The 13,638-nt window shown below is 60.8% G+C and carries 10 protein-coding genes; 3 read left to right on the top strand and 7 right to left on the bottom strand.

What is annotated here, in order from left to right; all coding sequences use genetic code 11:
- The first annotated feature begins 55 nt into the window (after positions 1-55).
- On the top strand, positions 56-808 hold the full coding sequence (locus DyAD56_RS04900; protein ID WP_102301626.1) for a GntR family transcriptional regulator: 753 nt from the start codon (positions 56-58) through the stop codon (positions 806-808).
- Between the two features lie 454 nt (positions 809-1,262).
- Positions 1,263-1,697 (top strand): helix-turn-helix transcriptional regulator, encoded by a 435-nt coding sequence (locus tag DyAD56_RS04895; protein ID WP_233202288.1) that lies wholly within the window; start codon positions 1,263-1,265, stop codon positions 1,695-1,697.
- A gap of 148 nt (positions 1,698-1,845) precedes the next feature.
- Here DyAD56_RS04895 and DyAD56_RS04890 read toward each other — a convergent pair whose 3' ends face one another.
- From DyAD56_RS04890 to DyAD56_RS04870, 5 genes are all read right to left on the bottom strand, one after another.
- The gene (locus DyAD56_RS04890; RefSeq protein WP_233202287.1) at positions 1,846-2,454 is read right to left on the bottom strand and encodes a transposase; all 609 of its coding nucleotides are present in this window, start codon (positions 2,452-2,454) and stop codon (positions 1,846-1,848) included.
- A gap of 569 nt (positions 2,455-3,023) precedes the next feature.
- Positions 3,024-4,121 (bottom strand): fimbrial protein, encoded by a 1,098-nt coding sequence (locus DyAD56_RS04885; RefSeq protein ID WP_233202286.1) that lies wholly within the window; start codon positions 4,119-4,121, stop codon positions 3,024-3,026.
- A 53-nt stretch (positions 4,122-4,174) separates the two neighbouring features.
- A complete protein-coding gene (locus DyAD56_RS04880; RefSeq protein WP_102301786.1) occupies positions 4,175-7,024 on the bottom strand; it encodes a fimbria/pilus outer membrane usher protein in 2,850 nt (949 codons plus the stop codon).
- Between the two features lie 422 nt (positions 7,025-7,446).
- Positions 7,447-8,184 carry a fimbria/pilus periplasmic chaperone gene (locus DyAD56_RS04875; protein WP_102301624.1) on the bottom strand — a complete coding sequence of 246 codons (738 nt, stop codon included), beginning with the start codon at positions 8,182-8,184 and terminating at the stop codon, positions 7,447-7,449.
- A gap of 97 nt (positions 8,185-8,281) precedes the next feature.
- Positions 8,282-8,875, bottom strand: coding sequence for a fimbrial protein (locus tag DyAD56_RS04870; protein WP_102301623.1), 594 nt, complete (start codon positions 8,873-8,875; stop codon positions 8,282-8,284).
- An 889-nt stretch (positions 8,876-9,764) separates the two neighbouring features.
- Between DyAD56_RS04870 and DyAD56_RS04865 the strand changes: the two genes are divergently transcribed.
- A complete protein-coding gene (locus DyAD56_RS04865; protein WP_158241257.1) occupies positions 9,765-10,412 on the top strand; it encodes a response regulator transcription factor in 648 nt (215 codons plus the stop codon).
- Between the two features lie 105 nt (positions 10,413-10,517).
- On the opposite strand, the gene DyAD56_RS04860 is transcribed toward DyAD56_RS04865, so the two are convergent.
- Both DyAD56_RS04860 and DyAD56_RS04855 read right to left on the bottom strand, forming a co-directional pair.
- Entirely contained in the window at positions 10,518-12,305 is a 1,788-nt protein-coding gene (locus DyAD56_RS04860) for a CocE/NonD family hydrolase (RefSeq protein WP_158241256.1), read from the bottom strand.
- Positions 12,306-12,396: 91 nt separating this feature from the next.
- Positions 12,397-13,551, bottom strand: a complete 1,155-nt coding sequence (locus tag DyAD56_RS04855; protein WP_158241255.1) for an AraC family transcriptional regulator — start codon at positions 13,549-13,551, stop codon at positions 12,397-12,399.
- Positions 13,552-13,638: the final 87 nt, after the last annotated feature.

The raw sequence follows: 13,638 nt of genomic DNA, 5'->3' as shown, positions 1-13,638 counted from the left end.
GCCGCAGCAAAACAGTCGATTGCCAAATTGGTATGGTCATTGGTATCGTTTAGGTATGGAAACCGCCCTCGTCAACGAATACCGCCGGCTCAGCCGCGACCTCGCCACCAGCCAGCCGCTGGCTTATCTGCGCCTGCGTCGGGCTATCCGTAATGTGGTGGAACACCGCGACATCGAACCGGGTCAGGCATTGCCCAGCGAGCGCGATCTTTCCCGCCTGCTCCAGCTATCGCGCGTTACGGTGCGCAAGGCGATCTCCGGTCTGGTGGAAGAGGGCCTGCTCAACCAGCGCCACGGCGCGGGCACCTTCGTTGCCGAGCGCATCATCAAGCCGATGTCGCGCCTCACCAGCTTCACGGAAGACTTGCGTGCGCGCGGCTTGAACCCGCGCTCCGAATTCTCCGAACGAATCATTGGTGAAGTGACGCCCGAAGAATCGATGGCGCTCAACCTGTCGCCGGGTGTGCTGGTGGCACGCCTGCACCGCGTGCGTTATGCGAAGGAAGAACCCTTGGCGATCGAGCGCAGCGTGGTGCCCGCCAGCATCCTGCCCGACCCGACCATCGTGCAGGATTCGCTGTATCAGATCCTCGAAACGCTGGGCGCGCGCCCGCGTCGCGCCTTACAGCGCCTGCGTGCAGTTTCGCTGGGCGCGCAGCAGGCACGTCTGCTTCACGTGCCCGCCGGCAGCGCTGGCCTCAACATCGAGCGTCGCAGCTTTCTCGATGATGGCCGCGTGGTGGAGTTCACCACCTCGTGGTATCGCGGCGATATCTATGATTTCGTGGCAGAGCTGCAGACGGATTGAGTGTCTCGCGGATTCCGGTGGCGTCATGCTTGCGCGGCGCCATCCCCTCGGCAGTCATGACGCATATCGCCAACGAAACGCTAAGAAGAAAATGGTGCGCTGTCAGCAGGCAGCCTAGGAATCACCTGAGTTATCCAAACAGTAAGCGGCTCACCGCTTACACCATGCGCTGACCGCCACGGCTGCCCTAGTTGCATGGAACGGGAGCGCCACGCGCGGATCTCGCTCTGCGCTCTGACAATCCCAAGGGGAATGGATGATCCCTGGCCGCTCGTTTTTCTGCAGACACACGCCGCTATAAACGCCGCAGCCGTTGCCACGCGGTAGCTAAGTCGATAGTCAGCGGTGCGGTACTTCCTGCGGTGAAATCGAGGATGTCTGGGCGCTCCGTACCAGCGCCAAATCGATCGCCAGATGGCTTCGACTCGTAGAAATGACATGCTTAAGAACGAGTATGGATTATCCATACTTAAACTGTCAATGGGATCCGGACGACACGCATCAGGGTAAGCCGTACATTGCCAATCGGTGTTTGCCTAAAGGCAATAGGTACATGGTTGATTTCAGTGATCGCCTTCGGGCAGCAAGAACAGCTGCAGATTTCACGCAGGAACAGCTGGGTCTTGCGGTGGGCGTATCAAAACAAGCCGTGTCAGACTGGGAGAACGGACGGCAGCACCCCAGTTTTCAGCTATGGGATCCATTGCGCAAGGAACTAGGCGTAACACTGGATCACCTGATCGGTGGAGACCCTCTACCGCGCCGGGTGCAGGAAGAAACCGCGACCTACGGTGAACGGCTGCCTCCTGACCTTCGACGTCTGCTCGAGCTGGGACGTCGCTTGACGCCCCGCAAGCTCAAATTGCTGGTGACGTTTCTCGGCAGATAGGGCACACGAAAACCACCGTAGCCCGGATGAAGCAAAGCGCAATCCGGGATCAATCTTGCCAAAGCCATGCAACGCACGACGGTGAGCGCGTTCCCCCGGATGCGCTGCGCTTATCCGGGCTACTTCCGTGCAACGTCAATCGCATGGGTCACTCCCCAAACCCCTCACCCGACGCCCAATCCGCCGGTAATAAACCGTGCCGCACAAACCGGTGAAACGATGACCACGGCCAATCGACCGTGCGCGTGACAAGACCATGCTTGACTGGGTTGTAGTGGATGTAATCCACATGCCGCGCAAAATCCACGTCATCCCGAATCACGTGCTCCCAGAATCTGGACTGCCAAACACTCTGGCCCGCACCGACGGGCTGCATCCGGCATCTGGCCACGTGCCTGGTAAAGAGTGATTTGCACATCCGCCAACGCCCCGAATAATCGGCGTCCCCTGCGGGCAACGTCCACACTGCATGCAGATGCTCGGGCAGCACCACCATGGCATCGATCGTGAAGGGTCGTTGTAAACGCGTTTTACGTAACGCGTCGCGTAGGGCGTCGATGTGATCCACCAGCGTGCTCGCGCGCCGATCACGTAGCGTCACCGTGAAGAAGTACGTCCCACCCGCCACACGAGCACGCCGATAGTTCACCATCCACCCCATCTCCACGTCGCACAGCACGACAACAACGTAGCCCGGATAGAGCGAAGCGCCATCCGGGATCAGTCTTAAAAGTCGAGCGGTGTAGTGTTCACCCACAGATGGCGCAGCGCTTATCCAGGCAACCGCTGCACCAGCTCGATGTAGCCCGGAGGAAGCAAAGCGCCATCCGGGGTAATCCTCCCAAAGCCACGCAACGCGGCATGGTGAAGCGTATTCCCCGGATGGCGCTGCGCTTATCCGGGCTACTCGCTACTCGCTCGCTACCGCCGCACCCACTCGATGTAGCCCGGAGGTAGCGAAGCGAAGTCCGGGATCGACCCCGCCAAGGCCGCGCGGTGAAGTGAAGTGTTCTCCCGGATGCGCTGCGCTTATCCGGGCTACTCGCTTATCCAGGCAACCGCCGCACCACCTCGATGTAGCCCGGAGGAAGCGAAGCGAAATCCGGGATCGACCTCGCCCAGGCCGCGCCGTGAAGTGAAGTGTTCCCCCGGATGGCGCTGCGCTTATCCGGGCTACTCGCTCGTTGCGCCATGTCAACGTAGCCCGGATGAAGCAAAGCGCAATCCGGGGCAATCCTCCCAAAACCACGCAACGCGGCATGGTGAAGCGTATTCCCCGGATGCGCTGCGCTTATCCGGGCTACTCGCTCGCTACGGATGGATGAATTACAAGTACTGCATGGTGAATGTCATGGACGAATTGGCGGTGCCTGCGGAAATGGTCCCTGTGCGGTAGTAACGAGCGCTGAGCGGCACCGTATAGTTACCATCGGCGCTGCCGCTGAATCCGCTGAGCGTCTGCCAGCTGCTCAGCGGGAAGGCGGCGGTACCGGCACTATTGAGCAGCTGCACACCCACTCCCGAAGCCGAAGAGCCGGAGTTCAAGGCAACGACCGACTGTGCGCTATTGACTACGGTAGTCACAGGATCAATGCGGTACTGGACGCCATGGATCATTCCCGCTTGCGTGCCAGACACGGTGGCTCCGCCAGGGCAGTTGTTTAGTTTGACGGTGAAACTCACCGGCGTGGTACCCGCACCAACGCTAGCCATTTCGTTTGGCGAATGCGTGCCCAGGGGCACGAGGACGTCGGGGGTCGTGCAGGCGAGTGCATTGATCTGCACATTGATGGTGTAACTGTTCGCGAGCTGTGTCTGGGTAGCGTTGTTATCAATGGGCGCCAGTTGTACCGCGATACCCGAAATGAGGCCGCTCTGCGCCTGTGAACTTGTCTTAACAAGCGCAACCTGCACTTGGGCGCCAGCCGTACCGCTAGCAGCGTAGCCAGGCCCACCACAAGCTAGGCCGGCCCAGGAGTTCGCAGTGCTTCCCCAGCCGGTCCAACCTCCCTTGTACGTACAGGTTTGGGCGGTAAAAATCAAATTCCTGCCAACAGCAATGCCAACGCCCTGCACGTTGGTATTCCAAACCGTATAGGTGACCCCGCCATACGAGTAAGTCCCGCCGGAGTTACCTGTGGCCACAGGTCCTGTCTGGGCGCGAACGCCATAGTTGGCGTTGGGCCAGTTGCAACTCCAGATATTGGAGGTCTGACTCGACTGCACCCATGTCGTCAACAGCGAACCTACCGGCAGGTCGCGTGCAACCGATACCGTTGCCGGCAAACTGAGAGCGATCGTTTGCCCGCCACCGGTACACGTCGCCCATGCACCTTTGGAGCCCATGAGCAGCAGTATCAGTGCAAACAACTGCAGTTGGATACTGCGGCGTAGCTTCTTGTTCATTTCAATGGAAGTATTCATATCAGTACCCTCGGTGCATCGCAGAAACGACGCGCAAGTTCGTCATCTCGTAGTTAGCGGCACACCGCATCGGTCGATTCCACACCCGCACTCTGGCCCTTGGCCCGTGCCGGCAATTGATAACTCACGTGGCACTGCTTGGCCTCGTCATCGCCCCAACGCACCAGCAAGGTGCCGCCGTCTTCCGCACCACGTACAAATAGCTGACCACCCTGGCCGACCATGCCCACGGTGTTGCCCTTCTCGTCGAGCACGTCCGCACCGAATGGGAGCGGTTCGCCGTTAGGCTGCTTGGCGCTAATCATCACGGCGCGACCGCTGACGGTGTTGAACGTGAGCGGGATCACCGCACCCGCGCGCGGCGCTGTCTGCAGACGTGTGGTCTGCAGTTCCACGTCGCTGGAGGTGCCCGCCGGGTCCAGCGTTACATCGTTCATGCGGTACGGCATCAGATCGGTGGCTACCGCGTAGCCACGCCCGTCCACGGTGGTCTGACCGCTACTGGACACGCGCGCACCCTTGGCATCTGGCGCATGGATGATCGCAATAGGACTGTTAAGGTCCAACGACGGCGACAGCGTGATGCCGCCGCCATGCACCACCACGCCACCGGACGCACTGACGGACGCCTGCTGATAGTGATCGGAGTACGAGTAGCTACCGTTGAGATTGGCGTACGGTGCCTGCCAGCCCAGTGTGCCGCTCGCGGTGGTCTGCGAACTGCCCGAGCTGCTGTTGTTGTAGTTGCTGTAGGTCGCGTTGCCGCCGTAGTTGAATTCGCTGTTCTTGCCGAACGTGCCGGTGACACCGACGCGGTCGTTGTCGCCCATGACATCGTCGTGGGTGGCGCTGAAGGTCAACTGCGGTGCGTTACGCGAGGACGGACCACCCAGTGGGATGGAGACGTTGAGGCCGAACTGGTTGTCGTAGTGCGAGCCGTTGTACATCGGGCCGGCCGAATAGGTACGGCTGGCGGTGATACCGAAGTTCACGCGCTTATAGGTGTTGCTGTAGCCCATCTGGTAGGTGGTGGCATTGGTCATGCCGTTCCAGTAGGTGTTGTGCGACCCATTGAAATAGAGCTGGCCGTACTTGCCGCCAAAGTCCTGGTTGATGGTGACGTTGAGGCGCTGCTTCTGGCGCATCGTGTTGACCACGTCCAGGCTGGACGTGTGCATGGAGGTCATCATGTCCTGCGTGAGCACGGCATCGCTCAGCGACAGGTAGTTGCCGTTGGAATAGCGGTAGGACGCCAGCGCGAAGGTGGTGCCCGAGGTGGGAATCGCCTTCGAATACGACGCGCGGTAGCTATAGCCTGAGAGCGACTCAGCGCCCTTGAAGGTGGTGTGCGAATTGGTGACGTCCAGCGCGAACGCACCGATGGCCGTGTTGATGGCCGCGCCACCCAGGTACGAGTGGTACAGATCGCGGTAGGTGGACTGCACGCCACCGTACACCGTCAGCCAGTTGTTGATGCCGCGCTGATAGGTGCCTTCGACGAAGTACGGTTTGTCGTTGCGCAGCGCATCGTTGCGCACTTGGCCGTCGGTGATAGCCCAACGCCCGACGCCCGGACGCAACAGCATCGGTACGGCGGAGTACGGCACCAGAAAGCTGTGCACGCTACCGTCGGCTTCGAACACGAGGACGGTGAGGTCGCCGCCGTAACCGGTGGCATACAGGTCGTTGATCACGAACGGACCCGGGGCCACCGTCGTCTGGTACAGCAGGTTGCCGCTCTGGCGCACTTCCACGCGAGCCTGGGTGTTGGCGGTGCCGCGCACGGTCGGCGCATAACCCTGCTGCGAGTCGGGCAGCATGCGGTCATCGCTGTAAATAGTGAGGCCGCGGAACGGCGTGGTGTCGAACACGATACCCTGGGTGTAGCTATCGCCCAGTGTGAGCTGCGCCTTCCACTTCGTGATGTCATGGGTAGCGGTGGTGTTGACGTTGGTCCAGTGCTCTTTACCGGTGTTCTGATCCCACTGCACATTCTCCTGGCTGCGGATGCGCCAGCCCGCTACGTTCAGGCCGAGGTTAAGGCCGAGATACGCGTTGATGTCGTTGGAGTTGTAGCCACTGCTCTGCGCGGGCGTAAACGTGCCGCGCTGCACCTGCACGTACTGGCCGGCCGTGTTGAGCATGTAGTTGCCCGACGGCGCCGCTGTGTAAGAGCCACCGGGGCCCGGCACGTAGTACTGGCTACCCTGCACCTGCAATGGGCTGCCGTCCTCCGCCACGGCGGTACCGTAACCCGGGTTACGCGGGCCGGAATAGCTCTGATTAAGCGAGTAGGCGTTGAAGTTGTAGCCAACCAGCAAGGCCGTTTCGCCCTGATCCCACAAATCCGGGCTCACGTAACCGCGCGCCTGGCGCTTGAGCGCCTCCTGCGGAATGGACACGTCCAGGCGAAGCTCGCCGACGTTCATGGTCACGCTGGCATCGGCGCTGATGTCATGAATCGAGACGCACACGTTCTGCGGATTGACGACCTGCGGATCGAGGGCGCTGACATCCACACCCATCTGCACCAGCGTGGGGTAGTCGAAGCACGGCTGCGCGACCTGGCTACCATCTACCGCATGGAACTGGACGTTCTTGCGAGCGACACGACCGTCGTTGACGAACACGTCGACGTTGTAGTTACCCGGCAGCACCGGATTGCCATGCTCGAAGCGGGACACGTCCACCGACTGGCTAGAGGCAGTGAAGGCACTGCTGAATTCGACGGCACCACCCGGATCAGCGGCAGGTTCGAGCGCAGGAGCCGCCGCGGGTGCGATCGCCGGAGCGGCAAACACGGCGGCCGGCGACAAGCCCAGCGCGATCATGACCGACCAGCTCAGCAGGCGGGGGCGCGCCGTATCGCGCGAAGTAGCTTCCGTCGAGTGCGTGGAGTTCATGGATTTAATGCTCGTCGCGTTCATGGGTGTCACCGGACTCGTTGGGACAAAGACTCCCCGCCGGACAAGCCACGGATGCGGCGCCGGAAACAGTCTTTGAGGAGCAATGCCCTGCTGGGCTGCTTGCTTGGTTACGCCTTAACCAGCTCTTGAAGTGCGGCGGGTGCGCAGCATCTGCATCGGCGTCGGTGATGTCTCGTGGTTCTTTCCGACGCGAATAGGATCGCGCTGTGGCTGCACTGAAAGCATAGGAACTGTCTTAAACCCCACCACTTCGCAGAGACTCCAGAAGCGTCTCAATCGGAGACAACCTGACCGACGCCGCGCCCTGCGCGCCATTCGCTCGATCACCGAATGGCGCAGTCGCGTCCTTGCCGTGCTCTTTCTCCGTGGCGGGAGGGTTGCCGTTCACGTGCTATCGATCAGCGCGAGAAGCTGACCTCGCGCGGGTTGAAACCGCCAAAATCGTTGATGACCGTGACGACGAGTTTTCCACCGGCGTCGATCGTGCCTGTGACCGGGAACGTGCCCTTACCCTTGGCCGGACACATGCCGCCCTTGCTGACGGATGGCTGCTCGGGTGTGCCTTTTAACGAGACGTCGCTGAAGGAGATGTTGTACGGGGTATCGTTGGTGCATTCCACGTCGTAACCGTTGCCGTTGGACACCAGTCGCCAATGGGTCTGGTCCAGCGCTTCGTCCACCGAGCCCTGCAGGCCCTTGGGACGATAGAACAGCTTCAGGCGCGAACGCACTGCAAGCTGCATGAAATTGTTCGCCGCATCGCTGCCCGCTTTGGGCTTGGGCGGAATCTCGAGAATATTGAGCCAGAACACCGTTTCACGGTCCTGGGGAAGATTGCCCGTACCGGTGTACATGATGCGCAGGGTCTGGCCCTTGCTGGGATCGACGCGCGACATCGGCGGCGTGATCACAAATGGGGCCTTGCTGGTTTCGGGGCGCTCACTGGCGTCACCGGTATCGACCCATGCCTGGATGAGACGTGCTTCCTTGCCGTCATTGACCATGCTCAACGAAACCTCGCGCTGATCGGCGGGGTACACCACACGGGTGCCGTTGATGGTGATGCCTGCATAGGCGGAGCTGAGGCTCGCGGCGATGACGGTCACGGCGCACAAGACGCGGCGGAAGACTTTCATATCACTGCTCTCTGGGCTGGAAACGAACAACACTTATCCGTTTAGGGTTGAGCGAGGCCGGCGAACCGGCCTCGCTCCTGAAAGCTCAAGAGAGCGATCAGTTGTACTGCATGGAGTACGTCAGGTAGGTGGTGACCGCACCGGCGGTGGCGGCGCCACCGTTGGCGAGGTACTGGCCCACGTAATTCAGGGTCGCGGTGTTGCCGGCGATGGTGGCGGCCGGCTGGTTGCTGGCGGCGATCAGCGTGGTGCCGTTGACGACAGCAGCGTTGATGCCCAGGTTGATCGGCTGGTTGTTTGCCGGGTTAACCATGCGCACTTCGACGTTGGTCGCGCCACCGGAAGCCTGGTTCTTCAGGGCGCCCGTAGCGGTGTCCAGAGCCGGCGTGCCGGTGGTTTCGACCCACAGAGCAGCCGTCTTGCCGTTGGTGCAGTTGGTGCCGCCACCCAGGACCAGCGAGAAGTTGGTGTCGCCAGCGGTCTTGCCGGCAGCCGCCAGGGCCGAGGCGCTGACGGTCGGCAGGGTCACGGTGATGTTGCCCGTGCCGGTGGCAGCGCCGCCGCCGGTGATGGTGCAGGTGGTGTCGGTGATCTGGCCGTTGAACGTGATGGTGCCATCAGCAGCGGAAGCCTGCATAGCAACGAGGCCAAACGCGACAGCCAGAGCGGCGGAGAAAAGAGTCTTCTTCATGGGTGGTTCCTTAGTTTTAAAGTCGTCTTTCCAGGGATCGGCTGGAACGTTGGATAGTGGCCTCGTGATCCGAGTCCCTTGCGGGGTGAGGCGCCATGTCGACGCGAGGAGAACTCACTTAGCCGACTGTGCACATGATCCCGATTACCCATACCCCGGGATATCGGACGACTCTCAAAATAATCTGAGAAATATTCACTCCTGCACTCGTGAACTGGCGCAAGATCGCTCAAATGCCGCAATAAAGCGGGTTTGAAGCATTCATATGTCAGATGCAAGTAAAGTTCCTAGCTACGCGACATCCGGAATCTCCGTACACTCGCCATCAGCTTCTGCGCAAAAGGCGACAGCCCCATGGCTGTGTTCAGCGATGACCTTTGAGCCGCAAGAGCGGCTGTACATCGCGTGATAAGGCGGTTGGGTTCTGTGCCGGACGTATCGCTCGATCAAGGGATACGCGGCAGCCATCGACGACGGACAGGTTCGAGAGAAAGCCACAACACGCGGCTCTGGATTTTTACGTGTGCTCGAACTTCAACGCCGCCTTACGTTGTGCGACTTCAGTGTTTCGGGAGGATCGCAGGCCTTTCGCGCGGCCATTGATGACAGGTGGAACTCCTGCACTTGGGGATCGCGCAGAACACTGTGGCGCAATGACGCTGCCACGCGTAGGCGCACTCCTGGAATCCGCTTCGCTTGCCGCGCATCACGTCTGGAGCTTGACGAGGGGAAACGCAAGGAAGTGCTTCGACAGCCGGATTTCCTGGCCCACCACGTGAGCCATGCAGGCGTCGCCTATCGAATGGTCGGAATGCATTCGGCATCAGCAGCCATGACTGTGTCTATCAAGATGGACTGTCAGCCCATGTAACTCATGGAGATAGCGCCTATGAAGATACGCACGATCATTGCCGACGATCATTCCATCGTTCGCAACTGCATACGTACAGAGATCGAGACGATTGAATGGATTCAAGTGACGTCCGAGGTGTCGTCACCGCATGAGCTAGTCGCTGAGTTGTGGTGGGCTCCGTGCGACTTGTTGATTACGGACTTCAATATGTCGCAAGGGCCAACGGAAGATGGCCTGGCCATGCTCGACTGCATCCTTGAGCGTTATCTCGATCTGCCGATCATCGTGTTAACCATGGTCACCCAAGCGGACATGCTGCGAGCGATTTACAAGAGAGCGGTGTCGGGTCTGGTGAGCAAGAACGACTCGCTGGGTGCGATCTCGGCCGCTGTGCGAGCTGTCTCCGTGGGTCGCCGATATATCAGCGCGACTGTTCAATCCAAACTTCGCCCGCATTTGTTAGGAGCGAATGGCCATATACCGCCGCCTTCATCACTCAGTGAACCCGAACTTCGTGTACTGCGGCTGTTTGTGTCCGGACGCTCATTCGGCGAGATCGCAGCACTGCTGGGAAGCAGTATGGGGAAAGTGGCTCAACTGAAAATGGAGGCGATGAGGAAGCTGGACATTCGTAGCGACCTGGATCTGTATGGTTATGCCATGCGGCAGGGCTTCTCGGTTTGAACAAGCGCTCGAAGTGATCGTTTCACTCATTGTCCAACGATCTATGGATCTAACAGGAAAGCATTGAGAAGCGACCGAGTGGCCGCTTCTCAATATGGATGGCCCCTATGGCTTCTTCGTCAATGGCATCACGAGCACGCTCGGATGCTGCGCGTCGTGATAGAGGGTGACGGTAACGGTGCGCGCATCCTTGCCTGATTCGTTCGCTACCACGCCGCCGCTGTTGTAGTTCTTCTCGAAGAACCGGGTGTTGAGCGGCCCAATGGCCAGACGCAACCGGCTGCCCTTGGCAATGCGTCGCGCGATGAAGGCGAAGTGATCGACGTCATAGCGTTCGACCGCGCCGGGCTTGACCAACTCTGGCGTGCGCTGGCTCTTTCGATAACGCGCACGGAGGAACTGCGAACCCAGCTGTACGCTGCTTCCGTCTGGACGGATCTCGTAAAGGAAGGCAGCAAGATCGGTATCGGGCTGATCCATGGATAGCCACAGCGATAGCTTGGGAAAGCCGGCGAACTCGGTGTTCTGGGTGAATGGGGCCGTGTGATAGACAAGGATCTTGCCGTTGGCGCCCAGCAATCCGCTCTGGTCGGTGAGAGATGCTCCGGCGTCTTCTGCACCATCCCAGGCGTTGAAGGTGGTGTCGCGTGGATCGTAGATGTAGCTGTCGGGCTTGCTTGCATCGCGCGGCGCCGTGGAGGTAAGCGCGCCTGACTCGTAGATGCCACGGTTATGGCCGTTGTCGGAAGTCAGGTACATCGACGCGCTGCCGGTGGTAATCGCATCCAGTGATGGCGCATAGCGCCATTCGCCTTCATCACCCAGCAGCATGTAGTAGGTCACCCTGTCCTTGAGGAACGCGGGCTTGCTACCGGCTTTGAGCGTCCAGTCGTACCAGTCTTTGTCCAATGCATTGACGTCGACCATGCTGGCTGCACCGAATTTGATACCGGCGTAGGTTTCGGTAGGTGTGCGCGTGCCGGCGTGATCCCATGGGCCAATGAGCAGGTAGTGCCTGGCGGCCGCCTGGGCTGACGCGGCGCGCAGGTGATCGCGGTAGTAAGACAACGCGCCGTATTGGTCGTCGTCGTATTGGCCGGTGATGGTAAGGATCGGGAGGTCGATCTTGGCGAACTGCGCCGGTGTCGCGCTATAGCTATCCCAGTAGGCGTCGGGCTCGGGATGATCCAGCCAGGTCTGGAACACGGGTGACGGGTTGCCCACCACGGTATCGAGTTCGCGGAAAGGCCGCTGCGCCTTATACAGCTCGCCGAACTGCATGGCCCAGAAGGACCAATCTCCAAACGTCACTTCCTGCCCGGTATGCCCACTGGTCAGCGTGAGCCACTGCATGTCATAGGCGTAGTAGATGTTGTTTACGAAGGGAAAGTCGACGCCTGGGCGCACTGCGGCGACGGGTATGATGGTCGCGAGGTGCGGCGGAAACTCCTTGGCCGTCGCCCACTGGTCGTAGCCGGCGTACGAGCCGCCCCACATAGTGACCTTGCCGTTGCAGTAGGGCTGCTTGGCCAGCCACTCGACGACGTCGTAGCCGTCCTTGGCTTCCTGCAGCATCGGTGTGAACTCACCTTCTGAGTTGCCCCGGCCGCGTACGTCCACGGCGAGGAACACGTAGTCATGGGTGGCGAAGTAGACACCGCGGGGATGGTAGGTCTCCGCGATATAGGGGGTCAGCGTGAATATGCAGGGTAGGGGCGCGCGCTGGCCGGAAGGACGGTAGAGCGTCGCGTTCAGCTTAACTCCGTCGCGCAGGGGGATCTTCACGCCCCACTGAAAGTCGAGGGGCGCCGTGCTTCCGCCAGCGGGGCCATCGGCGATGACAGGGGTGGCAAGCAGCAGGGCGGATACGAAGGCGGCAACGCGCAATGACATGTCGGCGGTCCTTGTCGGGAGGGCGGGTCGAATCCACCCCAGACTGGCCGGACCGGGCCACCCAATCGTCCGAACGGGTCGGATCGGACGTTCAGATCGCCGGTTCGTTGCGGGTCTCGTGCCGGACGCGTCGATATTCGCGCGGGGTACTCCCGGTAAGCCGCTTGAACACGGCGTTGAAGGTCGACTTGCTGCCGAAGCCGCAGGCCAACGCGATCTCCAGGATGCTGCGTCCATCGCCGGGATCGGCAAGATGCCGTTCGGCGGCGGCCACGCGGTAGCCGTTCACGAACTCGAAGAAGTTCTGCCCACGCCCCTGGTTCAGTGCCTGCGAGACGTAGTTCGGCGGCCAGCCGCCGCGTTGACTCAGCAACTGCAGGTCGAGGTGGCTGTCGACATACAGTTGTTCGCGCTCCATCAGTCGCGCCAGTTCCGCCGCGATCTCCGCACATTGCGCGGCGGTGAGCGCTGATCTCGCGTAGGGCACGCCCGAGTCAACGGGCACGGGGGCCATCTCGTCCTTTGGGGGCTCATCCTGCACGAGCACCGGCTGGCGCAGGCCAAACCAGGCGAGCATGAACAAGGTGGCGAAGGTCATGCCATCCAGCATCAGGGCAGGCCAACCTTGTGGCGCCCGCCCAGCCGCCGTGGCGAAGCGATCCACCGTCATCCAGATCCAGCTCACGGCAATCAGGGTGGTCAGTCCCCGCAACCAGGTCAGGCGCAGCGCGGATTCGTCGGCGACGCTGCGCTCGAGCACATGCCGCGAGCGATAGATGTGCCGCACGGCAAACACCAGATAGGCCAGCCCCGACAGCACCCAGGCGTGATAGGTCACAAGGAACGCCTTTCCACCCATGCGTGTGGTGTCAAGGCCAGCCATGGCATTGGCCAGCGAGAACAGCATGGCCACGGCGAACGGCAGCAGATGCCAGAGCTCACGACGGTCGAATCCGCGCGAAGGAGACGTCAACGCGACGACGTAGCCGTAGAGCAACGGGCCATACAAATAGGCCACGGGCACATTCACGGTGTGCAGCCACCGGATATTGCCAACGGTCAGCGCGCGCCCCCAACCCAACCAGGCCAGGTCGACCGCGCTATCCAGGACCACGCAGATGAAATAGCCCAGAAGAAACAGTGATGCGCGCGTACGCGGCATGGCGGCAACCAGCACGATGGCCAGCGCACCCACTCCCAGCATGGCGGCCATGGTGGCCAGATCGACCAACGTTTCCGTCGTCACGGGCATCTGCATCGGGTGAGGTGCTGGGCAGTGTGTACGATGCGCGAAAACCTTGCCACGATTCCGTGGTGACGGTGGCTTAAGGGT

The sequence above is a fragment of the Dyella sp. AD56 genome (assembly GCF_002878475.1).
GTDB lineage: Bacteria > Pseudomonadota > Gammaproteobacteria > Xanthomonadales > Rhodanobacteraceae > Dyella.
The sequence above is the reverse complement of the archived record's forward strand: the minus strand, read 5'-3'. Positions and strand labels throughout refer to the sequence as shown.